The sequence below is a fragment of the Klebsiella sp. K47 genome (assembly GCF_051858335.1).
GTDB classification, from domain to species: domain Bacteria; phylum Pseudomonadota; class Gammaproteobacteria; order Enterobacterales; family Enterobacteriaceae; genus Klebsiella; species Klebsiella pneumoniae.
In genome coordinates, this window is sequence record NZ_JBPYUI010000011.1 from 127,572 (window position 1) to 151,769 (window position 24,198).

At 57.9% G+C, this 24,198-nt stretch carries 19 protein-coding genes; 6 read left to right on the top strand and 13 right to left on the bottom strand.

The window, feature by feature from the left end; translation table 11 throughout:
• Positions 1-36: 36 nt before the first annotated feature.
• The 3 genes from RRF55_RS13100 to RRF55_RS13110 form a co-directional block, all read right to left on the bottom strand.
• Positions 37-870, bottom strand: coding sequence for an aldose 1-epimerase (locus tag RRF55_RS13100; protein ID WP_009485449.1), 834 nt, complete (start codon positions 868-870; stop codon positions 37-39).
• Positions 870-2,306, bottom strand: coding sequence for a sugar porter family MFS transporter (locus RRF55_RS13105; protein WP_439419135.1), 1,437 nt, complete (start codon positions 2,304-2,306; stop codon positions 870-872). The genes RRF55_RS13100 and RRF55_RS13105 overlap by 1 nt, the downstream gene beginning before the upstream one ends.
• 69 nt (positions 2,307-2,375) lie before the next feature.
• Positions 2,376-5,651, bottom strand: a complete 3,276-nt coding sequence (locus tag RRF55_RS13110; protein WP_064153655.1) for a DUF5107 domain-containing protein — start codon at positions 5,649-5,651, stop codon at positions 2,376-2,378.
• 112 nt (positions 5,652-5,763) lie between these two features.
• On the opposite strand from RRF55_RS13110, the gene RRF55_RS13115 reads away from it, so the two are divergent.
• Positions 5,764-6,960 (top strand): ROK family transcriptional regulator, encoded by a 1,197-nt coding sequence (locus RRF55_RS13115; protein ID WP_025367968.1) that lies wholly within the window; start codon positions 5,764-5,766, stop codon positions 6,958-6,960.
• A gap of 73 nt (positions 6,961-7,033) precedes the next feature.
• Positions 7,034-7,456 (top strand): DoxX family protein, encoded by a 423-nt coding sequence (locus RRF55_RS13120; protein WP_020801883.1) that lies wholly within the window; start codon positions 7,034-7,036, stop codon positions 7,454-7,456.
• Between the two features lie 55 nt (positions 7,457-7,511).
• On the opposite strand, the gene glyA is transcribed toward RRF55_RS13120, so the two are convergent.
• A complete protein-coding gene (glyA, locus tag RRF55_RS13125; RefSeq protein WP_002914027.1) occupies positions 7,512-8,765 on the bottom strand; it encodes a serine hydroxymethyltransferase in 1,254 nt (417 codons plus the stop codon).
• A gap of 325 nt (positions 8,766-9,090) precedes the next feature.
• Between glyA and hmpA the strand changes: the two genes are divergently transcribed.
• On the top strand, positions 9,091-10,281 hold the full coding sequence (gene hmpA / locus RRF55_RS13130) for an NO-inducible flavohemoprotein (RefSeq protein ID WP_023313485.1): 1,191 nt from the start codon (positions 9,091-9,093) through the stop codon (positions 10,279-10,281).
• A 74-nt stretch (positions 10,282-10,355) separates the two neighbouring features.
• Here hmpA and glnB read toward each other — a convergent pair whose 3' ends face one another.
• From glnB to purL, 5 genes are all read right to left on the bottom strand, one after another.
• A complete protein-coding gene (glnB, locus tag RRF55_RS13135) occupies positions 10,356-10,694 on the bottom strand; it encodes a nitrogen regulatory protein P-II (RefSeq protein ID WP_002914032.1) in 339 nt (112 codons plus the stop codon).
• Positions 10,695-10,759: 65 nt separating this feature from the next.
• The gene (gene glrR, locus RRF55_RS13140; protein ID WP_064153656.1) at positions 10,760-12,097 is read right to left on the bottom strand and encodes a two-component system response regulator GlrR; all 1,338 of its coding nucleotides are present in this window, start codon (positions 12,095-12,097) and stop codon (positions 10,760-10,762) included.
• Positions 12,084-12,770: a two-component system QseEF-associated lipoprotein QseG gene (qseG, locus tag RRF55_RS13145; RefSeq protein ID WP_002914033.1), complete on the bottom strand. Its 687-nt coding sequence runs from the start codon at positions 12,768-12,770 to the stop codon at positions 12,084-12,086. The genes glrR and qseG overlap by 14 nt, the downstream gene beginning before the upstream one ends.
• A 29-nt stretch (positions 12,771-12,799) precedes the next feature.
• Positions 12,800-14,221, bottom strand: a complete 1,422-nt coding sequence (locus RRF55_RS13150; protein ID WP_004888415.1) for a sensor histidine kinase — start codon at positions 14,219-14,221, stop codon at positions 12,800-12,802.
• A 590-nt stretch (positions 14,222-14,811) separates the two neighbouring features.
• Positions 14,812-18,699 (bottom strand): phosphoribosylformylglycinamidine synthase, encoded by a 3,888-nt coding sequence (purL, locus tag RRF55_RS13155; protein ID WP_048332258.1) that lies wholly within the window; start codon positions 18,697-18,699, stop codon positions 14,812-14,814.
• Between the two features lie 175 nt (positions 18,700-18,874).
• Between purL and mltF the strand changes: the two genes are divergently transcribed.
• Positions 18,875-20,491 carry a membrane-bound lytic murein transglycosylase MltF gene (gene mltF, locus RRF55_RS13160; RefSeq protein WP_004144346.1) on the top strand — a complete coding sequence of 539 codons (1,617 nt, stop codon included), beginning with the start codon at positions 18,875-18,877 and terminating at the stop codon, positions 20,489-20,491.
• On the opposite strand, the gene tadA is transcribed toward mltF, so the two are convergent.
• Both tadA and yfhb read right to left on the bottom strand, forming a co-directional pair.
• A complete protein-coding gene (tadA, locus tag RRF55_RS13165; RefSeq protein WP_004185144.1) occupies positions 20,488-20,997 on the bottom strand; it encodes a tRNA adenosine(34) deaminase TadA in 510 nt (169 codons plus the stop codon). The genes mltF and tadA overlap by 4 nt on opposite strands.
• A gap of 62 nt (positions 20,998-21,059) precedes the next feature.
• Positions 21,060-21,695 carry a phosphatidylglycerophosphatase C gene (yfhb, locus tag RRF55_RS13170; RefSeq protein WP_004180922.1) on the bottom strand — a complete coding sequence of 212 codons (636 nt, stop codon included), beginning with the start codon at positions 21,693-21,695 and terminating at the stop codon, positions 21,060-21,062.
• Positions 21,696-21,908: 213 nt separating this feature from the next.
• Between yfhb and RRF55_RS13175 the strand changes: the two genes are divergently transcribed.
• Positions 21,909-22,757: a MurR/RpiR family transcriptional regulator gene (locus RRF55_RS13175; protein ID WP_064153657.1), complete on the top strand. Its 849-nt coding sequence runs from the start codon at positions 21,909-21,911 to the stop codon at positions 22,755-22,757.
• 56 nt (positions 22,758-22,813) lie between these two features.
• Positions 22,814-23,074: a YfhL family 4Fe-4S dicluster ferredoxin gene (locus RRF55_RS13180; RefSeq protein ID WP_004144350.1), complete on the top strand. Its 261-nt coding sequence runs from the start codon at positions 22,814-22,816 to the stop codon at positions 23,072-23,074.
• A gap of 12 nt (positions 23,075-23,086) precedes the next feature.
• On the opposite strand, the gene acpS is transcribed toward RRF55_RS13180, so the two are convergent.
• Both acpS and pdxJ read right to left on the bottom strand, forming a co-directional pair.
• Entirely contained in the window at positions 23,087-23,467 is a 381-nt protein-coding gene (gene acpS / locus RRF55_RS13185; protein WP_004144351.1) for a holo-ACP synthase, read from the bottom strand.
• On the bottom strand, positions 23,467-24,198 hold the full coding sequence (pdxJ, locus tag RRF55_RS13190) for a pyridoxine 5'-phosphate synthase (RefSeq protein WP_004180923.1): 732 nt from the start codon (positions 24,196-24,198) through the stop codon (positions 23,467-23,469). Before pdxJ ends, acpS begins: the two co-directional genes overlap by 1 nt.

Consider the following 24,198-nt stretch of genomic DNA (forward strand, 5'->3'; position numbering starts at 1 on the left):
GGCGCAAGATGCTCTTGTCTGCTGATAGCTCGTTATTTATGCCCCCTCGATGATGATTTTCAGCGAAAAATTGAGCTTCTCTCCCGCGCCTAAAACTCGCAGCCCCGGCTGCCCGTCCATGTTGTGGGCGTTTACCGGATGGCTTTGCGGCTCGAGGCAAAGGAATGATTCACCTTGCATTCTGAACAGCATCAACCACGGAGTTTGCGATAGAATTGTGATATTCATCACGTCATTGCTTACCCTCGCCCGCCCGCCCCAGCCGGAATAACCCACGTTCAGCCAACGATCTTCACCGAACTGAGCCACGCTGAAATTGGCATAGTCGGGCAAGTTTCCTTGCCAGTTGAGAGGTAAGTGATTCTCCCCTTCCGGCCAGTAACCGCTGACCTGGAACTGGACCTTGCTGCGTTCATCGAAAGGGAAAAAGGGATGAAAGCCGCAGCCGTAAAGCGCAGGGACCTCCCCATAATGGGTAAGCGTTAGCTCCGCTATCAGCTGGTTACGCAGCAACTGGTAGCGGAGCTGCGCCAGATAATCGAAACCGCAGGCATGCTGCCGACGCAGCTGTAATACACAATACTCGGCGCCGCACTCAATAATATCCCAGCGCTGTAACCAGCCGTCACCGTGAAGAAAGAAATACTCGTCGGCATGGTGGCGAGGCAGGACAATCTCCTGCCCATGAAAAATAAAACGGTTGCCGGCGACGCGATTGGCCAATGGCAGCATCGGAAACATGCCGCCGGCGGGATTTTCATATAGCACCGGCGCTTGATATTGCCGCGAGAATAAACTTTGCACTTTGCCGCCCAGAGAAGAGACGCACATCCGCAGATGCGCGTTCTCCAGAATCCACTCTTCCGCCATTAGCGCATCTGCTCCTGCTTCGCCGCATTCACGCCCGTATGACGCTGCGCCAGCTGCTCTTCCAGCGCTTCGAGGGTGATACCTTTCGTTTCCGGGACGTTGCGCAGGATATAGAGGTAGCCGGCAGCGCAAATGACACCATACAGCAGGAAGCTTCCTGCCGCGCCCAGACCGGCATTAAGCAGCGGGAAAGTATAGGTTAACAGGAAACAGGCGATCCACAGCGCCAGGGTACCTAAAGACATCGCGAGTCCACGTACGCGGTTGGGAAAAATCTCCGCCAGCAGCACCCAGGTCACCGGCGCCAGGGTCAACGCATAAATAGCAATCGCCGCCAGCACCAGCAACAGTACCGGCCACCCCATAATGCCCATGGCGTAAGCGCCGGCGATCAGCACATAGATCAGCGTCAATCCCGAAGCGCCAAGCAGCATTAATTTACGGCGACCGATTTTATCCACCAGCGGCAGCGCCGCAATGGTAAAGACCAGATTAACGACGCCCGTCGCGACGATCGATTTCAGCGTGCTGTTAATATCGAACCCCGCCGAGGCAAAAATCTCCTGCGCGTAGTTAAAGATGACGTTAATCCCACACCACTGCTGGAATATGGCGAGCACCATGCCAATGATCACAATCGGTTTCACCTGGGGAGCCAACAGCGCGCCATAGGAGACTTTATTGTTATCCTTTTCCAGGGTATGCGCGATTTCACGCAGGATCCTGTCGGCATAGTCGGCAGAACCAATGCGTTCCAGCGCAGGCCGGGCGCGCTCCGGTTTACCGGCCTTCATGAGCCAGCGCGGCGACTCGGGGACAAAAAACATCAGGACCAGAAACGCCAGCGCCGGCACCAGTTCCGCACCGAACATCCAGCGCCAGCCCATCTGCCCATTCCAGCTGTCCACAATCATCTGCTGCGTCGCCCCCGGCTCCACCGGTTCAGCAATCATCAGATTGATTAACTGAGCGGCCAGTACGCCAATCACGATGGTGAGCTGATTGACCGCGACAAAACGCCCTCTTTTCTCTGCCGGACTGACTTCGGCAATGTAAAGCGGGCTGAGAGCGGAAGCCAGACCAATCCCTACGCCGCCCACAATGCGGTAAACCACAAACATATCGAAATGACTGGCGACCGCCGTCCCCCAGGCCGACGCGCTGAACAGCACAGCGGAAAGAATTAATGGCAGCTTGCGCCCCAGTTTGTCTGCGCACCATCCCGAAATTAATGCGCCGAAAATACAGCCCAACAGCGCTGAGCTCATCGCCCAGCCGGACTGCGCCGGGTCCGTAATTGAAAACCAGGCTTCATAAAATGGCTTAGCGCCGCCAATCACCACCCAGTCATAGCCAAACAGTAAACCACCGCAGGCGGCGACCAGACAAATCGTCCAGACGTAGCCCATTTTGAGATGTGTCTGCGCGTTGTTCATAATGATTCCTCTATAAGGGAAACGCAGGGAACAGTAGGGTTCAGGCGGGCCGAGCCCGCCCATTGAGGTTCAGGAAAAAATGCCGCTTTGCAGGGCATGGCGAATCAGATGCGCCTTATCATGAGCCGGATTTATTTGCAGAAGCTGCTGCATCCTCTGCTGGCAGGCGGATACGTTGCCCAGCCCCAGATGGCCCAACGCTTCAATAAACAAGCAGTGCTGCTGATGTCTCTGCTGCGCTGATACATCGAGAACCACCAGGTCCGGAAGAGAGACGGCAAAAAAATCGACTTGCGGAACGTCATCCCGATACTGCGCGGCCCAGTCGATAAAATGGCGGAAGTGCTGCTCGGCCTGCGCTGGGTTACCGCTCTTACGCAGCGCAATGCCCTGCCAGAAAAGGTAATCGGCGGGTTGATCGTTGTAGTACCGCCCGGCGTCCAGCGTTGAGCCCCCTTGCCGGGCAAGCTGGTAATATTCCGCCGCCTGCTGCGCATCCCCAGCCTGTTCTGCGCAGTAGCCCAGCAAATACCAGATATCGTTATCCGTTTGCCCAGGCAGTCGCCCCTCCCCCAGATTGTCGGGATAGCGTAATGCGGCTTTCAGACAGTCCGTGGCCTGTTTAAACGCCCCACGCTCGATGAACTGTAATGCCCGATGGAGCTGATTGAGCAAATACTGGCCGGTGATTTTCCCTTCTCCTCCTTCCCAGGGATGGAATACGCGCGTATCCAGAATCGCGGCGGCATCGGCATAATGACCGGACGCGTTCCACAGGCTTAGCAGCTCAGCGGTCAGGTCGTCCCGCTTCAGCACCACGGCTTTACGTTCCACCAGCGTCGTCAGTCGCTCATGTACCGGCCTGGCCAGTAATTTTTGCAAAAAATCGAGTTCAAACAGGAAGCGCGCATTGTCCGGCTCCAGCGCTACGGCGCGCTGCAGATAAGCCAGCGCCTGCGTTGCATCCTGCTGTTTATTCCAGGAGTAAACGCCCAGCAGACGATGAGCGGGCGCATAATCGGGAGATTTTTCGAGCGTCTCGCGCCAGCAGCTCACCGCCTCGTCATAGCGACGTTTGCTGTACCAGAAGCAACCGAGTAGATAGCGGGCAAAAGCGCTGTCGCCCAGCGACTGCAGCATCTGAACTTCATCGAGCGAGTTAGGGAAACGAACATTGTGCGCATGGCAGTGCTCGGCGGCGGCAATAAACTGTTGGCGTTCATTGGCATCATCACTTAGCGACGCACGCCAGAGCATCGGCAGCGCTTCCTGACTGTCCAGAACCGCAAGAACCTCTTTCACCGCCGACGTCTGTCCGATAGAGAGCAGCCAACCCGCCAGCAGGCTGGCGTTGACCCCTCTGCGCCCCGTGATGCGCAGCAGGGTTTCTCGCGCGTCGTCGCTCCGCTCAATCATCCAGCGCGCGCAGTGCAGCGGATAGCTCAATGGGTATTGCTCAAGAGAGGCGAAAATAAACTCTAGCGCTGCTTTCTTCTGCCCACTGTTGGCTAATGCCAGCGCTTTCAACCCCATCGCCAGAGGATTGCTGGCGTTGAACCGCAGACTGGTGTTTACTTTTTCCAGCGCATCGGCAACATCACCGCGCTTCATCGCCAGCCGCGCCAGCGACCACCAGGCGGCGTCACGGCAGTTACCGCTCCAGGAGGCTTTGTAATAGTGATCCCAGGCGCCTGCATCATCCCCCATCCTTTCCAGCACGCTGGCAAGCAGCATACTGGCTTCGCCATCTCGCGGGTTCTTATTCAAACGATGCGCGCGCTGTAGCGCAGCACGGGCACACTGTTCCGCCAGCGCCCAGTCGGCACTGTTGAACGCCAGGGTACCGAGGGCAACATTATTGCGATAATCCTGCGGATCGAGCTCAACCGCCCGACGATAGTAATCCCCGGCGTAGCGGCTTGCGTGGTTGTATTGTTCAAGGTGCTGGCCGATAAAATAGAGCTCGTCGCCATTGTGGATCGCTTCCGGTAACGCGGGCGCTATAGCTGGTTCGGGCAGCGGCGTCTGTTGGGTAATATGTTCCTGATAATCCAGCAGCGGCTGGTTCTCGGCGGTTTTCACTTTGAGGGTTAAGCGCCCGACGCTATTTTCCGGCAGCGTCTGCTGCCAGCTCTCACCGGGCTTCAGCGTCAGCTGAGTTTCGTACAATGGCTGATGGTCAGCGCTGAGTTCAACCACGATATGATTTAGCGGAGCAATGGCATATACGCCAAGCAGCAGTTGCCCAGACTCGCGAACCAGCTTCAGTGCCAGCTGTGTATTGGCATTTTGCACCATCCCTAACTCGCTGTAGGGAAGGAAATTTTGTACAAACACCTTCTCTTCATAAGGCGCAAGCCACGTAAAGTCAGGCTGGTTATCGGTGAAGACGCCGGTCATCAGCTCAATATAAGGGCCATTTTCATCGGTCAGATTTCGATCCCAGGCCTGGCCAAAATCCCCGTACCCCCAGCTCCACTGTTTCTTGCCAGGAGAGACATGGTGATCGGCAACATGCAGTAACCCGCCTCGCTCGTCATGATGATAAGCGCCGACAAAATCGTAATCCGACTTCTCCGCCATATACGAAGTGGGTACCGGGACGTTTTTATAACGGGAGATATCAACCCCCGCAGAATAGTCCACTTTGTAGTAGGTACCGGTGGCAATCGGGAAAGCGGAAACATCACGCTTACCATGGTCGAATACAGCGGTGACATCGGGTGGGAATACACTCTGGTGGGCATCGCCGCCTTTTACTGCAGGGTTGGCCCACCACAGGAAATGACGCGGCGTGGCGTTACCATTGAAGATCTTGCCAGTGATTTCAATCAGCGCGCGGTCAGGATAGAGCGTAAACCCGGCCATAACCTGCAAACCGCGCATGGGCTCCGCTTCCCCCATCCATACGGTCTGCGCGCCGTTTTCTCCCTGCTGAATAGAAAAATCGACCGGCTTAAAGGTCGTCGGCCGGTGATGTTGCGGCCAGTTAAATTCGATTCCGCCGGAGATCCAGGGCCCGAGCAGCCCTACCAGGGCTGGCTTAACCACCTCATTGTAATAGACGAAATCACGTTGTTTGACTTTGTCATATGCCCGGTGAATACGGCCGCCAAGCTCCGGTAGCAGCATGACCCGAAGGAAATCATTCTCCATCCACACTGCCTGATAATCGCGCATTTCGCGTTCGCCGGTCAGGGTATCAATCACGCCGTAGGGATAGACGCTGCCGGAAGATCCTTGATAAACACGTTTTTCCAGAAACATAGGGTTCGGATCTTCCGCTCCCGTTGTCCACGTTGGTAATGAAATGATTTCCTGCCAGACCTTAACCGAACCGTACATGATGCCTCCACTAAACAAAACGAAGTAAAAGTTGCAATAACAGGAGTCTATATCGCCAATTCGCTGTTAAAATGCGCAATGCTCACGCAATATAGTTAAGGGAGTTAAGTGTATGCAGCGTACTGGCTTTAATAACGCCCGGGTCCGGCAGGCCAATAAGTCGATTTTTCTTTCCCATCTGTGGCGGGAAAAGCAGCTCAGTAAATCACAGCTCTCTCAACTCACCGGTCTCTCCATTCCGGCGGTGAGCAATATTCTGGCCGAGCTGCTTAGCGAGGGATTGATCGGTCACTCAACGGAACACTTGAGCAAACGGGGCGTGAACAGCGGCAGCTACCAGATCCCCGAGCACGGCGCCTGGACACTGTGCATGAATATCACCCCGACCAGCATTGAATATCAGCTTGCCGACGCCCGCCTGCTGGCAGTGGATGGCCATCAGCATTTGCCGGTCAACGCGCCCACTCCTCAGGCCCTGCTTGAGGCCATCGTTGAATGCTGGCGGCATATCCACCGCCGCTACCCGCAGCACAGCATCAATCTCGCCCTTGGCGTGCATGGACAGGTTGATCCGATTACCGGCGTTTCACAAACCATGCCCCAGGCACGCTGGAAAACACCGATCGAAATAAAGTATCTGCTTGAGGAGCGGCTTGGCGTGCAGGTTCGGGTGGATAACGACTGCGTGATGCTGGCGCTGGCGGAGAAGTGGCAGCATCAGGGTACACAGCAGGATTTTTGCGTGATCAACGTCGACTACGGTATCGGCTCGTCATTTGTGATTAACGATCATATTTATCGCGGCAGTCTGTACGGCAGCGGGCAGATTGGGCATACGATTGTCAATCCTGACGGCAACGCCTGCGACTGCGGAAGATACGGTTGCCTCGAAACCGTCGCCTCTCTCAGCGCGCTGAAAAAACAGGCCCGAATGTGGCTCAAAACGCAGCCTGAAGCAACGCTCTCCCCTGAGCAGTTAACCACGGCGTCGCTCATTGAGGCCTGGAAAGAGGGAGATGTGCAAATTCGCGCATGGGTTGATAACGCTGCCAACGCGATTGGCTTAAGCCTCTATAATTTCCTGAATATATTAAATATTAATCAAATCTGGCTTTACGGGCGCAGCTGCGCCTTCGGTGAGCAGTGGCTGGAAAGTATCGTCAAACAAACGGGTTTTAACCCCTTTGACCACCGGGATACGCCGCGAGCGCACGCCACCCAAATAGGCTTTGGCCAGCTGACGCGCGCCCAGCAGCTGATGGGGATAGGTTATCTGTACGTTGAGGAGCAATTGCAGACGCTGGTTTAGTCATAAACGAACGTGGCGGAGCGCAAATTTGTGTATTACGTTTAAATCACACGTCTCTCATAACGAGCTGATTATGAACTCACTCCGCTATTTTGATTTTGGCGCTTCCCGCTCTCTGTTGCTGCTTATCGCCCGCATCGCCGTGGTGATTCTGTTTATTCTTTTTGGCTACCCCAAACTGCTGGGCTTTGACGGTACGGTGCAGTACATGGCCGCCTCCGGCGCGCCGATGCCGACCCTGGCGGCGATTATCGCCGTCATTATGGAAGTGCCTGCCGCGATTCTGATTGTGCTCGGCTTTTTCACCCGCCCGCTGGCGGTCATCTTTATTTTCTACACCCTGGGCACGGCGGTGATTGGCCATCACTACTGGGATATGACTGGCGATGCGGTATTGCCGAACATGATTAACTTCTGGAAAAACGTCAGCATCGCCGGCGCTTTCCTGCTGCTGGCGGTAACCGGCCCCGGGGCGATCTCCCTCGACCGCCGCTAATCTCCAGACGCAAAAAAGGCCGCATACGCGGCCTTTTTGATGTCAACGCTAACGCTTACGCATATACCGGGAAGCGGGCGCAGATATCCAGCACTTTACCTTTCACGCGCTCAATGACCGCGTCGTCATTGATATTGTCCAGCACGTCACACATCCAGCCAGCCAGCTCTTTGACTTCCGCTTCTTTAAAGCCGCGGCGAGTCACTGCCGGAGAACCGATACGGATACCGGAGGTTACGAACGGGCTCTTCGGATCGTTCGGCACGCTGTTTTTGTTGACGGTGATGTTGGCGCGGCCCAGGGCAGCGTCAGCTTCTTTACCGGTCAGGTTTTTATCCACCAGGTCCAGCAGGAACAGGTGGTTCTCAGTACCGCCAGACACCACTTTGTAGCCGCGGTTCAGGAACACTTCCACCATCGCTTTAGCGTTTTTCGCAACCTGCTGCTGGTAAACTTTAAACTCTGGCTCCATCGCTTCTTTCAGCGCCACCGCTTTCGCCGCGATAACGTGCATCAGCGGGCCGCCCTGCGCGCTTGGGAACACGGCAGAGTTCAGTTTTTTGTACAGCTCTTCGCTACCGCCTTTCGCCAGAATCAGGCCGCCGCGCGGACCCGCCAGGGTTTTGTGGGTGGTGGTGGTCACAACGTGAGCATGCGGAACCGGGTTCGGGTACACGCCAGCGGCAATCAGGCCTGCCACATGCGCCATATCGACGAACAGGTAAGCGCCGATGCTGTCAGCGATTTCACGCATTTTCGCCCAGTCAACGATACCGGAGTAAGCGGAGAAACCACCGATGATCATCTTCGGTTTGTGTTCCTGAGCCTGCTTCGCCATGTCGTCATAGTCAATTTTACCGGACTCATCGATACCGTAAGGGATGATGTTGTACAGTTTGCCGGAGAAGTTAACCGGAGAGCCGTGAGTCAGGTGGCCGCCCTGCGCCAGGTTCATACCGAGCACGGTGTCGCCCGGCTGCAGCAGCGCGGTGTAGACGGCAAAGTTAGCCTGGGAGCCGGAGTGCGGCTGGACGTTAGCATAGTCAGCGCCGAACAGTTCTTTCGCGCGGTCGATTGCCAGCTGTTCAACCACGTCGACGTATTCACAGCCGCCGTAGTAACGCTTGCCCGGATACCCTTCAGCATATTTGTTGGTCAGCTGAGAGCCCTGCGCCTGCATAACGCGCGGACTGGTGTAGTTTTCGGAGGCGATCAGTTCGATGTGCTCTTCCTGACGTACTTTTTCCTGCTCCATAGCCTGCCACAGTTCGGCATCATAATCGGCAATGTTCATTTCACGCTTTAACATCCGCATCTCCTGACTCAGCTAACAATAAAATTTCGGCCTAAAAAGGCGGTCCGATTGGACAACGGCCCACAGTATAACCGAATCATTCTGTGATAACAGGTCTTGACAAAGGATTTTACGCAAACGATTGGCTCCGCATGACACAAGGCTTTGAGCAATAACGCCTCTCTCAGTATCAACGGATTTCTTTTCAGGTTTGTGATGCAAATTCTTCATGTTGTAACTGGATCGGGGGAATGTGTTAAAGAACCATTTACAACGCAGGGTTATTTCTTTAAGATGCATTTAAAATGCATCATTAAGATAACACATAAGGAAGCACGCTATGCTTGACGCTCAAACCATCGCCACGGTAAAAGCCACCATTCCCCTGCTGGTAGAGACCGGCCCGAAATTAACCGCCCATTTCTACGATCGTATGTTCGCGCATAATCCGGAGCTCAAAGAGATCTTCAACATGAGCAACCAGCGCAACGGCGATCAGCGTGAAGCGTTATTCAACGCTATTGCCGCCTACGCCAGCAATATCGATAACCTGCCTGCCCTGCTGCCGGCGGTGGAAAAGATCGCCCAGAAACACACCAGCTTCCAGATCAAACCGGAGCAGTACAATATTGTTGGCAGCCATCTGCTGGCGACCCTCGATGAAATGTTCAGTCCGGGCCAGGAAGTGCTCGATGCCTGGGGTAAAGCCTACGGCGTGCTGGCGAACGTCTTTATCGGCCGTGAAGCCGAGATCTATCAGCAAAACGCCAGTAAAACCGGCGGCTGGGAAGGGACCCGCGCGTTTCGCATCGTGAAGAAAACCCCGCGCAGCCAGCTTATCACCAGCTTTGAGCTCGAACCGGTTGATGGCCAGCCGGTCGCCGATTACCAGCCTGGCCAGTACCTGGCCATCTGGCTGAAACCGGAAGGCTTCGAATATCAGGAAATCCGCCAGTATTCCCTGACCCGCAAAGCGGACGGCAAAGGCTACCGCATTGCGGTTAAACGCGAGGAAGGCGGTCAGGTTTCCAGCTGGCTGCATAACCATGCCAGCGAAGGCGATGTGGTCTATCTGGCCGCCCCGGCGGGAGATTTCTTCCTTAACGTTAAGCCACAGACGCCGGTCACCCTGCTCTCTGGCGGCGTCGGGCAAACGCCGATGCTGGCGATGCTGGATGCGCTGGCGAAGAGCGGTCATCAGGGTCAGGTGAACTGGTTCCATGCGGCGGAAAATGGCGACGTTCACGCCTTTGCCGATGAAGTGAAGGCGCTCGGCGCGGCGCTGCCGGCGTTTACCTCTCACGTCTGGTATCGCACCCCGACTGAGGCCGACCGTCAGGCTGGACGTTTTGATAGCGAAGGTTTGATGGATTTAGCAGCAGTGGCGGACAATATTCGCGACCCGCAGATGCAGTATTATCTCTGCGGCCCGGTAGCGTTTATGCAGTTTGCAGCGAAGCAGCTGGTCGAATTAGGGGTCAACAAAGAAAACATTCATTACGAATGCTTCGGCCCGCATAAGGTGCTGTAAGCCCCGACGACGCGGGGATCTGTAGGCCGGGTAAGCGCAGCGCCACCCGGCAATACTGCAGCGAGCGGCGAGCGTTAAATCGCCGCGTCGTCTTCTTCGCCGGTACGAATACGAATGACCCGCGCCACGTCGAAGACAAAGATTTTACCGTCGCCGATTTTACCGGTCTGTGCGGTACGGATGATGGTATCCACACAGGTATCGACGATATCGTCGGTCACCACAATTTCAATTTTTACTTTCGGCAGAAAATCGACCATATACTCGGCACCACGGTACAGTTCGGTGTGCCCTTTCTGGCGGCCAAAGCCTTTCACTTCCGTTACCGTCATCCCGGTGATGCCGACTTCGGCCAGCGCTTCACGCACGTCATCCAGTTTGAAAGGTTTAATAATCGCATCAATCTTTTTCATGGGGTTCCTGTCTTAATCGCGTAACCGGTTGCTTACCGTATCATAACTTGCGCTATAGTGCGGAGCTACTCTTTAAAGTCGTTGGCGTCGAGCTTATGGCGCGACAGCAGCTTATAGAATTCGGTGCGGTTGCGCCCTGCCATCCGCGCGGCGTGAGTGACGTTGCCCTTGGTAATTTGCAGCAGCTTGCGCAGGTAGTTCAGCTCAAACTGATTGCGCGCCTCCACGAAGGTCGGCAGCGCCGTGTTCTCGCCCTCCAGCGCTTGCTCAACCAGCGCGTCGCCGATCACTGGCGACGAAGTCAGGGCCACGCACTGCTCGATCACGTTCACCAGCTGGCGCACGTTGCCCGGCCATTTGGCGGCCATCAGCCGCTTCATCGCATCGCTGGAAAATGCCCGCACGAACGGCTTATGGCGATCGGCGGACTGACGCAGCAGATGGTTGGCCAACAGCGGAATATCTTCCGTGCGTTCGGAGAGCGGCGGTATTTTCAGGTTCACTACGTTGAGGCGGTAGAACAGGTCTTCACGAAACTCGCCGCGGGCCATCGCCTTCGGCAGGTCGCGGTGGGTGGCGGAGATAATCCGCACGTTGATTTCGATATCGCGGTTGCTGCCCAGCGGGCGCACCTTGCGCTCCTGCAGGACGCGCAGCAGCTTCACCTGCAGGGCGACAGGCATATCGCCGATCTCGTCGAGAAACAGCGTACCACCCTCAGCGGCCTGGAATAATCCTTCACGGTTACTGACCGCGCCGGTAAAAGCGCCCCGCGCATGGCCAAACAGTTCGGATTCGAGCAGCTGTTCCGGCAGCGCGCCGCAGTTGATCGCCACGAACGGCTTATCATGACGCGGGCTGGCGTTGTGGATCGCCTGGGCGACGATCTCCTTCCCGGTCCCGCTCTGGCCATTAATCAGTACGCTGACATCCGATTGCGCCACCATCCCGGCCTGCTCAAGCAGGCGCAGCATCAGCGGGCTGCGGGTTACAATCGCCTGGCGCCAGGCTTCGTCGGTGGCCGGCGAGCGCTGCTCCAGCGCCTCATCAATGGCTTTATATAAGGCATCTTTATCGACCGGCTTGGTCAGGAAGCTGAACACCCCCTGCTGGGTAGCCGCCACGGCGTCGGGAATCGAACCGTGAGCGGTGAGAATGATCACCGGCATGCCGGGGTGGCCCTTCTGGATCTCGCTAAACAGCTGCAGGCCGTCCATTTCATCCATCCGCAGATCGCTAATCACCAGATCCACTTTCTCACGCCCCAGCACGCGCAGCGCTTCCGGCCCGCTCTCGGCGGTGACCACGCTGTAGCCTTCGCTGATCAGGCGCATGCCCAGTAGCTTCAACAGTCCCGGATCGTCATCCACCAGCAGTAAACGCGCCGGTTTACGGATCGTCATGGATCACCTCCGGCACTTTTTCGCTGCCGAAATTGCCGCCCGGCTTGCGGCTGGAGAGCTGGCGTTCGATATCCGTCAGGTTCTCCAGCTTGCGGGTGGTCAGCTCCAGCTGCTCGCGCAGCGCCAGCTCCTGCTGCCGCAGTGTCTCCAGTTCGCTATCGCTGGACTGCTGAAGCTTAGCGTAACGGGCACGCTCTTCCACCAGCTGCAGCTGACGGGTCTGACCGTCGCGCCAGAGCTGATACAGCGGGCGGACCTGAACGGCGATTTGCGGGCTGAAGGTATCGAGACGCGCCACCAGGTCGCGGCGCTCCTCAGGGGTAATTTTAGCATCAGCAAGCAGGATGCCGCGACGAAACGCGTCCTGCCAGCTGTCGTCGGTATGGCGTTTCGCCTCCGCCCGCGCCTGCGCCGGCGCGAGGCGATCGGCACAGTCAATGCCCCGCAGCCAGTAGAGGGGATTTTTGTCGCTGGCATCGCTGCTGTGCGCCCAGATATCCGCGCAGTCTACCGCGACAAAATCGGCCACCTGATGCTGCGCCTGCCCGGGGGCGGCGGTACCTTCCGCGGTATGCGGTGAAAAGCCGGCGGAACACCCCGCCAGCGTCAGACAAGCAATGCCTGAAAGCAGCCATCCGCTGAGGGAACGGCGCCAGGCCAGGAATTGGGACATAGTTCCCCGATATCGATTCATAAGTTGGATTATTCCGGCGCTGAGGGAAGCGTAATGCGAAAACAGACCTGCCCGGCGGGCGCATCAACTAAGCTGAGCTCCCCTTGCATCTGCCGGACGCAGTCGCGGGCGATACTCAACCCCAGTCCACTGCCCTTAACGGCCCCTTTACGCTGGTGACTCCCCTGGTAAAAAGGCTCGAATATCATGTTTTTTTCCGCGGCCGGGATCGGTTCGCCGCTGTTGGCGACATCAATACGCACCTGATCTCCGTGCCGGTAGCTATGGATACGGATGTTACCGGATTCAGCACCATAGTGCACCGCATTGGAGTAGAGATTATCCATTACGCTTATCAATAGCGCAGGCTCTGCCAGGCAACGCCGCGCCTGCAGCGTCAGTTCGGTATGCATCAGTTTAGCCCGCGCGGGCAGGCTGTGCGCCGCCACGACGTTTTCCACCAGTTCCACCAGGTCCACCGCTTCGCGAGCCACCGGGCCGTCGGCCTGTTTTCGGTTATAGTCCAGCAGCTGTTCAATCAGCTTTTGCAGGTTACGGCTACTGCTGTCGAGGATCTCGACAATCTCCTGCTGCTCAGGGGTCAGGGGCCCCGCGACCCGGTCGGCCAACAGCTCGGTACCTTCACGCATACTGGCCAACGGGGTTTTCAGCTCATGCGACAGATGGCGAAGAAATTGATGCCGCTGCGACTCCAGCCACGCCAGGCGCTCGCTGAGCCAGATGATGCGCTTGCCCACCGATCGCAGCTCGCGCGGGCCGGTAAACAATGCGGCGTCGTCCAGCGACTTTCCTGCCCCCAGCTGATTGATCATTCTTTCGATGCCTTTCACCGGGCCGATAATCATGCGGGTGAAGAGTAGCACCAGCGCCAGGCTCAGCAGAAACAGCACCAGCGCCTGCCAGCCGAAAAACTGGCCGCGTTCGGCTATCTCCTGCTGCAGCTGTTGGCCACGAGAATAGACGACCGCCCGGGTCGCCTGCACCATATCGCTGTTATTACTGGCGAAAACTTCCAGTCTGGCGGCTGCCTGGGCATCGGGTCCGCTATTTTTACACTGCAGCTGCGCCAGATCGCTGACATCCTGACGCAGCGCCTGCCAGAGCTTCTCGTCCGGCAGCACGCCGGCGTGGGCGTCCAGCATCTGGCTGTAGCGCTGCCGCTGGTTTTGATAGACGCGCGCCAGCGTCGGATCGTCCAGCACGCAGTACTGGCGATAGCTGCGCTCCATCTCCAGTGCGGCATTGATCATCGCCTCGCTGCGTCGGGCGTCGACCAGGGTGGTACGGTTAATATGCGCCGCCTGGGCGCTGAGGGCGTTCAGGCTCTGCCAGGCCTGCCAGGCCAGCACCAGCAATGGCAGCAGGATCAGCACAAAAGAGAGCGTCACCAGCTGACGCAGCGAACGGGGGAAAAGAGAGAGTCGCTTCAAGGATGTTGTCTCAATCATTAGCTCTGGTCGATGCTAACTGAGGAGCGCGCCGGAGAAAAGCGCTACCGCTGGTTACTGCGCCGCAGAAACAACAAAGCCAGGCGCAAGGCCTGGCTTTGTTCAGGAATGAGGCGGTGCCTTACTCGACGTTTCGCCCGATGTCTGATAAAGCCAGGCTGTTATCAGGAGTTGGACGGCAGGCACCTGTTTGTGCGTCATTCGAAGTTTATGTAGCGCGTCCCGAAGGGGCTGACATAAGAAGGTGAATGAGCCACTGGTTAATATTATGCATGAACTATGCCAGCTCTCAAAACATTTTATTAACATATTGATATATATGGCTTTAACCGCAGGAACAGTCGTACTACCACTGTTTATTTTTCACCCGCATTGTCGCTATTTAGCGACACCAAATAGGCTACCGATTACTCATCATTTAAATCAATAACTTAAGTGTCGCCTATTGACGACACTGCAATATCGCAGTTGTCGGCAATTCCCGACACCCTGGCGTGCCGACCATCACAGATAAAAAAAAGCCCCCTGTCAGGCAGGGGGCTGATACGTTCGCGTGAAGCGCGGCGGGAAGATTAACCCAGCTGTTTACGCGCGTTACGGAAGATACGCATCCACGGGCTATCCTCGCCCCAGTTCTCCGGGTGCCAGGAGTTGCTTACGGTGCGGAAGACGCGTTCCGGGTGCGGCATCATGATGGTCGCGCGCCCGCTTTCGCTGGTCACCGCGGTGATACCGTTCGGGGAACCGTTCGGGTTCGCCGGATAGGTTTCGGTCACTTTGCCGAAGTTATCCACGAAGCGCAGCGCCACCAGACCTTTGCTCTCAAGCTGAGCCAGATGCGCGCTGTCGCGCACTTCCACCTGACCTTCGCCGTGGGAGACCGCAATCGGCATCCGTGAGCCAACCATGCCTTCCAGCAGCAGGGATGGGCTTTGCGTCACTTCCACCAGGCTAAAGCGCGCTTCAAAGCGGTCAGACTGGTTGCGCACAAAGCGCGGCCACAGGTCGCTGCCCGGGATCAGCTCGCGCAGGTTGGACATCATCTGACAGCCGTTGCACACGCCGAGCGCCAGCGTCTGCGGACGATGGAAGAAGGTCGCGAACTCATCGCGCACGCGCTCGTTGAACAGAATCGACTTCGCCCAGCCCTCGCCCGCGCCCAACACGTCGCCGTAGGAGAAGCCGCCGCAGGCTACCAGGGCATGGAAATCGCCCAGACCGGTCCGGCCGGCCAGCAGGTCGCTCATATGCACGTCGATGGCGTCAAAGCCGGCACGATGGAAGGCGGCCGCCATTTCAACGTGGGAGTTCACCCCCTGCTCGCGCAGGACGGCCACTTTCGGCCGCGCGCCGGTGGCAATGTACGGGGCGGCGACGTCGTCGTTAATATCAAACGAGAGCTTCACATTGAGGCCCGGGTCGGCATCATTGGCTTTCGCCTCATGCTCCTGATCGGCGCAGGCCGGGTTGTCGCGCAGACGCTGCATCTGCCAGGTGGTTTCCGCCCACCACATGCGCAGCGTGGTGCGGCTTTCGCTGAACACCGTCTGACCGCCGGCGGTCAGCACGAAGCGATCGCCCTCAACCGCTTTACCGAGGTAATGCACGCAGTCCGCCAGGCCGTTAACCGCCAGAATGGCTTCCACCGCCTCACGGTCTGCGGCGCGGACCTGAATCACCGCCCCCAGCTCTTCGTTGAACAGCGCGGCCAGATGGTCGTCGCCCAGCGCGGCGATATCCGCTTCCACGCCGCAGTGGCCGGTAAAGGCCATTTCCGCCAGCGTGACCAGCAGACCGCCGTCGGAGCGGTCGTGGTAGGCCAGCAGTTTACGCTGCGCCACCAGGGCCTGCATCGCATTCCAGAAGCCTTTCAGTTGCGCGACATCGCGCACGTCAGCCGGCTTGTCGCCGAGCTGGCGATAGACCTGCGCCAGCGCCGTCGCGCCCAGCGCGTTGTGCCCTTTACCGAGGTCGATCAGCAGCAGGGCGTTATCTTCCGTCGAAAGCTGCGGCGTGACGGTATGACGGACATCTTCGACACGGGCGAAGGCAGAGATGACCAGCGACAGCGGGGAGGTCATCTCGCGCTGCTCGCTGCCTTCCTGCCAGCGGGTTTTCATCGACATCGAGTCTTTACCGACCGGAATGGTCAGGCCCAGCGCCGGGCACAGCTCTTCGCCCACCGCTTTCACCGCCTCATACAGGCCAGCGTCTTCACCCGGGTGGCCGGCGGCGGCCATCCAGTTAGCCGACAGCTTCACGCGGTTCAGCTCGCCAATCTGCGTGGCGGCGATGTTGGTCAGCGCTTCGCCGACCGCCAGACGGCCAGAGGCCGCGAAGTCCAGCAGGGCGACCGGGGCGCGCTCGCCCATCGCCATCGCTTCGCCATAGTAGCTGTCGAGGCTGGCGGTGGTCACCGCGCAGTTGGCCACCGGGATCTGCCACGGGCCAACCATCTGGTCGCGGGCGACCATACCGGTCACGGTGCGGTCGCCGATGGTGACGAGGAAGGTTTTCTCGGCCACCGTCGGCAGATGCAGAACGCGGTTAACCGCATCGGCAAGGGTAATCGGTTGGCGATCCAGTGCACTACCCTGAGCTTTCAGAGTCTGCACGTCGCGGGTCATTTTCGGCGTTTTGCCGAGCAGGACGTCCAGCGGCAGGTCGATCGGCTGATCGTTAAAGTGGCTGTCGCTCAGGCTCAGATGCTGCTCAGCGGTGGCTTCGCCGATAACGGCATAAGGCGCGCGCTCGCGGCGGCACAGTTCGTCGAACAGCGGCAGCTGCTCCGGGGCGACCGCCAGAACATAACGTTCCTGCGATTCGTTACACCAGATCTCCAGCGGACTCATCCCTGGCTCATCGCTGAGAATATCGCGCAGCTGGAATTTACCGCCGCGGCCGCCGTCGCTCACCAGCTCCGGCATAGCGTTGGAGAGACCGCCGGCGCCAACGTCGTGGATAAAGAGGATCGGGTTGGCGTCGCCCAACTGCCAGCAGCGGTCGATCACTTCCTGACAGCGGCGCTCCATTTCCGGGTTGTCACGCTGTACGGAGGCGAAATCGAGATCGGCATCGGACTGGCCGGAGGCCATAGAAGACGCTGCGCCGCCGCCGAGGCCGATGTTCATCGCCGGGCCGCCCAGCACGATCAGCTTCGCGCCGACGGTAATCTCGCCCTTCTGCACGTGCTCACCGCGGATGTTGCCGATACCGCCGGCCAGCATGATCGGTTTGTGGTAGCCACGCAGCTCTTCGCCATTGTGGCTGGTGACTTTCTCTTCATAGGTGCGGAAGTAGCCGTTCAGCGCCGGACGACCAAATTCGTTGTTAAACGCCGCGCCGCCCAGCGGGCCTTCGGTCATGATGTCCAGGGCGGTGACAATACGATCCGGTTTACCGAAATCTTCTTCCCACGGCTGTTCGAAGCCCGGGATACGCAGGTTGGAAACCGAGAAGCCCACCAGGCCCGCTTTCGGCTTCGCGCCGCGGCCGGTGGCGCCTTCATCGCGGATTTCGCCGCCGGAGCCAGTTGCCGCGCCCGGCCATGGAGAGATGGCCGTCGGGTGGTTATGGGTTTCCACCTTCATCAGAATGTGCGCCGGCTCCTGATGGAAGTCGTAGCGCCCGGTCTGATGGTCGGCGAAATAGCGCCCGACTTCAGACCCTTCCATCACCGCGGCATTATCTTTATAGGCCGACAGCACGTAGTCCGGCGTTTTTTCAAAGGTGTTTTTGATCATTTTGAACAGCGACTTCGGCTGCTGTTCGCCGTCGATGATCCAGTCGGCGTTGAAAATCTTGTGGCGACAGTGCTCTGAGTTCGCCTGGGCGAACATATACAGCTCGATATCGTTCGGGTTGCGTCCCAGGCGGGTAAACGCATCCTGCAGGTAGTCAATTTCGTCGTCGGCCAGCGCCAGACCCAGACGGAGGTTGGCGTCAATCAGCGCCTGACGCCCTTCGCCCAGCAGGTCGACGCTGGTGACCGGCGTCGGCTGATGGTGAGCAAACAGCTTCTCGCCCGCTTCCAGCTCGTCGAAGACGCTCTCCATCATGCGGTCGTGCAGCTCCGCCGCCACCGCGGCCCACTGCGCTTCGGTCAGGGTTGAGGCTTCAACGTAATACGCCACGCCGCGCTCAAGACGCACAACCTGCGCCAGACCGCAGTTGTGAGCGATATCGGTAGCTTTAGAAGACCAGGGAGAGATGGTGCCAGGGCGAGGGGTCACGAGCAGTAATTTACCGTTCGGGGTATGGCTGCTTAAGCTCGGGCCATACTGAAGCAGTCGCGCCAGGCGCTCGCGATCGTCAGCGCTCAGCGGGGCGTTCAGATCGGCAAAATGAATATATTCGGCATATATGGCGCTTACCGGAAGGTTGGCCGCCTGAAATCGTGCCAGCAGTTTATTAATACGAAATGCCGACAGTGCAGGTGAACCACGCAAAATTTCCATCATAAGTCTCTCGTCTTCGAAGCTTTCAGGGTGAGCCAGGGGGGGAAACGGGCGTCATTATAGTGAATCCTGCGCCCCGACGAAACCGTTTGCGTAGAAATAAAATCATTGATGCTGTTTATCAATAAATGTGACGACCATCGCGAATAAGTTGCCAACTGGCGCATTATTAAGCAGAATGCCGCACATTCGACGACAACCTTGCGTTTTTTCCGGACATCGCCTGCTGAGGAACCTGAAGCTGCAGAAGATTAACTCTCTGAAAAAATTAAAGATTAATTATCTGCTGATCGGCATTGTCACCCTTTTGCTGGCGGCGGCCCTGTGGCCGTCGATCCCCTGGTCTGGTAAACCCGAGAACCGGGTGGCGGGCATTATCGCTCGCGGCGAGCTGCGCATCAGCACTATCAACTCGCCAATGACCTTCGCCACCATGAACAATAAAGCGTTCGGTCTGGATTATGAACTGGCGAAGCAGTTTGCCGACTACCTTGGCGTAACGCTTAAGATAACCGTCCGGCAAAACATCAGCCAGCTGTTTGACGACCTCGACGACGGTCAGGCCGATATGCTGGCCGCCGGACTGGTCTATAACCAGGAGCGAGTGAAAAACTATCAGGCCGGCCCCACCTACTATTCTGTTTCGCAACAGCTGGTCTACCGCGTCGGCAATACCCGGCCGCGCACCCTCGCGGCGCTGACCGCCGAGCAGCTCACTATCGCTCCGGGCCACGTGGCGATCAACGACCTGCAGACCTTAAAAGCCGAGAAATACCCGGATCTTGCCTGGCGCGTGGACGAAAAACGCGGTACCACGGCGCTGATGCAGGCGGTGATTGACGGTAAACTTGATTACACCATCGCTGACTCGGTGGCCGTCAGCCTGTTTCAGCGCGTCCATCCGGAGCTGGCGGTGGCCCTCGATATCACCGACGAACAGCCGGTCACCTGGTTTAGCGCCCGGGACGACGATAATTCGCTGTCGGCGGCAATGCTTGATTTCTTCAACAACATCAATGAAGACGGGACGCTGGCGCGCCTCGAGGAGAAGTACCTCGGCCACGGCAACGATTTCGATTATGTCGATACCCGCACCTTCCTGCGCGCGGTGGAAAATATTCTTCCGGAGGTGCAGCCGCTGTTTGAAAAATACGCCCGCGAGATTGACTGGCGCCTGCTGGCCGCCATCGCCTGGCAGGAATCCCACTGGGATCCGCAGGCCACCTCCCCCACCGGCGTGCGCGGTATGATGATGCTCACACGCAATACGGCGCAAAGCCTGGGTCTAACCGACCGCACCGATGCGGCGCAGAGTATCGACGGCGGCATGCGCTACCTGCAGGATATGATGGATAAAGTGCCGGATTCGATCCCGAAAGATGAACGCATCTGGTTTGCGCTGGCCGCTTATAATATGGGTTATGCCCATATGCTGGACGCCATGGCGCTCACCCGCAAACAGAAAGGCAATCCTAACAGCTGGGCGGACGTTAAGCTGCGTTTACCGTTGCTGAGCCAGAAACCCTATTACAGCAAACTAAAATACGGCTATGCCCGCGGCCATGAGGCCTACGCCTATGTGGAAAACATCCGCAAATATCAGATAAGCCTTGTCGGCTATTTGTCAGAGAAGGAGCGCCAGCAGCAGCAAACGCTGGCCCTGGCGGAGGATTACCCGGCCGTGCTCCCCAATGAGCTCGAACAGCCGCAGGAGACCACCCTGCCCTTTTTCAAGTTTCGCGCCGATAAGCAGATGGATAATGCCCGGATGAAACTCCCCGGCCACCTGTATTAACTTTCCCCGGTCTGCTCCCGGGCTTTCTTCAGCGCTTTTTTCTCTTCCCGCCGCCAGCGAAAGAAGTCGCTCAGCATGGCAGAGCAGGACTCTGCCAGCACGCCTTCGCTTATCGCAACCCGATGGTTCATTCCCGGGTGGTGCAGAACATCCATCAGCGAGCCGGCGGCGCCGGTCTTGGCATCCCTGGCGCCAAACACCAGGCGGGCGATACGGCTGTGCACCATCGCGCCCGCGCACATGACGCAGGGCTCGAGGGTCACGTACAGCGTGGCGTCGATCAGGCGGTAGTTTTGCAGCACCAGTCCGCCCTGGCGTAAGGCCATGATCTCCGCATGGGCGGTGGGGTCGTGACGGCCTATCGGCCGGTTCCAGCCCTCGCCAATGACCTGATTGTTATGCACCAGCACCGCGCCCACCGGCACCTCGCCCTCTTCCCAGGCGCGTTTCGCCAGCGTCAGGGCATGACGCATCCAGTATTCATCATTGAGTTCGAGGTCAGACACAGCGGCCACTCCAGCAGAAAAAGCGGGGCGCATTATACATGGGCGCTATCAATTACACACTATTACTCCAGCTGCTGAAGCTCTCCCTGAGGGGTTACCCGCCAGCGATGCTGGCAAAAGCCGAGCAATGGATTATCCTGCTCACTATCGCTATAGCCGCTATACAGCCGCAGCGGGGCGCCAATCTTTTTCTCCAGCTGTACAACCTTTTCATGCCCCAGGCAGCGCAGGGTCAATACCCAGCCGCCCCAGCGGCGCGCGGTGCGGCTGGCTATCAGATTCACCCGCGGCAACCAGAGGGTATCGCGATAGACCTGCTCCACCAGCGACTGCGGCGAGCCGGTGATCAACCAGACGTCGGCATCGGTGCTGGTCAGGTAGGCGGTAAGCCGCGCATGAACTACCGGAAACGCCGTCACATGATGGCGAAACCAGCCGACAAACTCCGCTTCCAGCCGCTTCAGCACCGCCTCGCGGCGGCCAAAGGTTGTCGCCCACAGCAGGAGGCTCATCGGCCAGCGCGCCGCCCGTCCGCTCACTGCCAGTCCGGCAAGGATCACCGGCCCCATCGCCACCACCAGCAACAGGTTCAGCGGCAAATGGCGCAGCAGATAGCGCAGAAAACTGCCGAACATATCCTGTTGGTGTAAGGTTCCGTCCAGATCGAAAAACACCACTCTCCGTTCAGTGTGCTGCAAACTGCCTCCTTTATCTCAGAACTCGCTTCTCGTTAGGGTAAGCTTAACAGCCTGACGCCATGTCGAGGGAAAACATCCCCTGCCGTTAAGAAAGAATTAAAGTAGCAGGCGAAGGAAAAATTGTGCCTTAAGAATTTTTAATTCATGGTATACCCCTTATAATCGAATAAAAATTCTGTCAGTCACGAGCCGGACGGCTCCAGCGGAGCTCCAATGAACTGTTTAACGCGTATTCGTCAGCGCTATCCCACCCTGGCGGCGAGCGACAAAAGGTTGGCTGATTATATTCTAAGCCAGCCCGATGAGACCCGGCACCTCAGCTCGCAGCAGCTGGCAGCGGAAGCCGGTGTGAGTCAGTCCAGCGTGGTTAAGTTTGCCCAGAAGCTGGGATTCAAAGGCTTTCCGGCGCTGAAGCTGGCCCTTAGTGAAGCGCTGGCGAGTAGCCCGGATCCGCACTCCGTCCCGGTGCATAACCACATTCGCGGTGACGATCCGCTGCGTCTGGTCGGCGAGAAACTCATTAAAGACAATGTCGCCGCCATGCATGCCTCGCTGGACGTCAACACTGAAGAGACGCTACGGGAAGCCGTCACGCTGCTGCGCAACGCCCGGCGAGTGATCGTCACCGGGATTGGCGCCTCCGGCCTGGTGGCGCGTAACTTTAGCTGGAAGCTGATGAAGATCGGCATCAACGCTGTTTCTGAGCAGGATATGCATGCCCTGCTGGCGACGGTGCAGGCCATGTCCAGCGACGATCTTCTGCTGGCGATCTCTTACTCCGGCGAGCGCCGGGAAATCAATATGGCGGCCGGTGAAGCGCTGCGCGTCGGCTGTAAGATCCTGGCGATCACCGGGTTTAGCCCGAACGCCCTGCAACAGCAGGCGACCCACTGCCTGTATACTATCGCCGAAGAGCAGGCGACGCGCAGCGCCGCCATCTCCTCCACCAGCGCGCAAATGATGCTCACCGATCTGCTGTTTATGGGGCTGGTGCAGCAGGATCTGGAGCGGGCGCCGGAGCGCATTCGCCATAGCGAAGCGCTGGTGAAAAAGCTGGTCTGAGCAGAAAATGGGCGTATAATGCCCGCCCTGTTTGTGTTGTTTCTGAGACTTTCCTGATGGCGCTGTTAATTACCAAAAAATGCATCAACTGCGATATGTGCGAGCCGGAGTGCCCGAATGAGGCCATTTCGATGGGTGACAGCATTTATGAGATTAACAGCGACCGCTGCACCGAGTGCGTGGGTCATTACGACACGCCAACCTGCCAGAAAGTGTGCCCGATCCCGAATACGATCCTGAAAGATCCGGCACACGTCGAGAGTGAAGAACAGCTGTGGGATAAATTCGTGCTGATGCACCACGCGGATAAAATTTAACCGCCCTCCTGGCTAGCTTTCGACAATCACCGTGGCGCAGGCGTAGTGGCGTTCATCAGCGAGAGTAACGTGAATAGCGCTTACTCCCATGCGTTCAGCTAAAAGGTTTGCTTCACCCCATAGCCGCAGCTTCGGCTTGCCCAGCTCGTCGTTGTAAACCTCGAACTGGTTAAACGCCAGCCCGTTACGGATCCCGGTTCCCAGCGCTTTCGCCGCCGCTTCCTTGACCGCAAAGCGTTTCGCCAGGAAACGCACCGGCTGCTGGTGCTGCTCCCAGATGCTCCATTCATGGTCGCTCAGCACCCGGCGGGCAAGGCGATCGCCGCTGCGGGCGATCACCGCTTCGATGCGGGCGATCTCGACGATGTCGGTACCCAACCCGAGAATGGCCATTAGCCGCGCGCTTCCAGCATCAGACGCTTCATTTCCGCCACCGCCTCTTTCAGGCCGCTCATCACCGCACGGCCAATAATCGCGTGACCGATATTCAGCTCATGCATTTCCGGCAGCGCAGCAATCGCTTTCACGTTGTGGTAGGTCAGACCGTGGCCGGCATTCACCTTCAGCCCGAGGCTGGCGGCGTAGGTGGCCGCTTTGGCAATACGTTCCAGCTCCCTGGCCTGCTCGGCGTCGGTTTTGGCATCGGCATAGCAGCCGGTGTGGATTTCGATATAGGGCGCGCCAACGTCCGCCGCCGCTTTGATCTGCGCTTCATCCGCATCGATAAACAGGGAGACCAGGATGCCGGCATCCGCCAGGCGTTGACAGGCATCGCGCATCTTGTCGCGCTGGCCGGCGACGTCCAGCCCGCCTTCGGTGGTCACTTCCTGACGCTTCTCCGGCACCAGGCAGCAGAAGTGCGGTTTGGTTTCGCAGGCGATCGTCAGCATCTCTTCAGTGACCGCCATTTCAAGATTCATGCGGGTGTGCAGCGTCTGGCGCAGGATACGCACATCGCGATCGGTGATATGGCGACGGTCTTCGCGCAGATGCACGGTAATGCCGTCGGCGCCGGCCTGTTCGGCAATGAAAGCCGCCTGAACCGGATCCGGGTAAGCGGTGCCGCGGGCGTTACGCAAGGTCGCGATATGGTCAATATTGACCCCTAACAATAATTCAGCCAT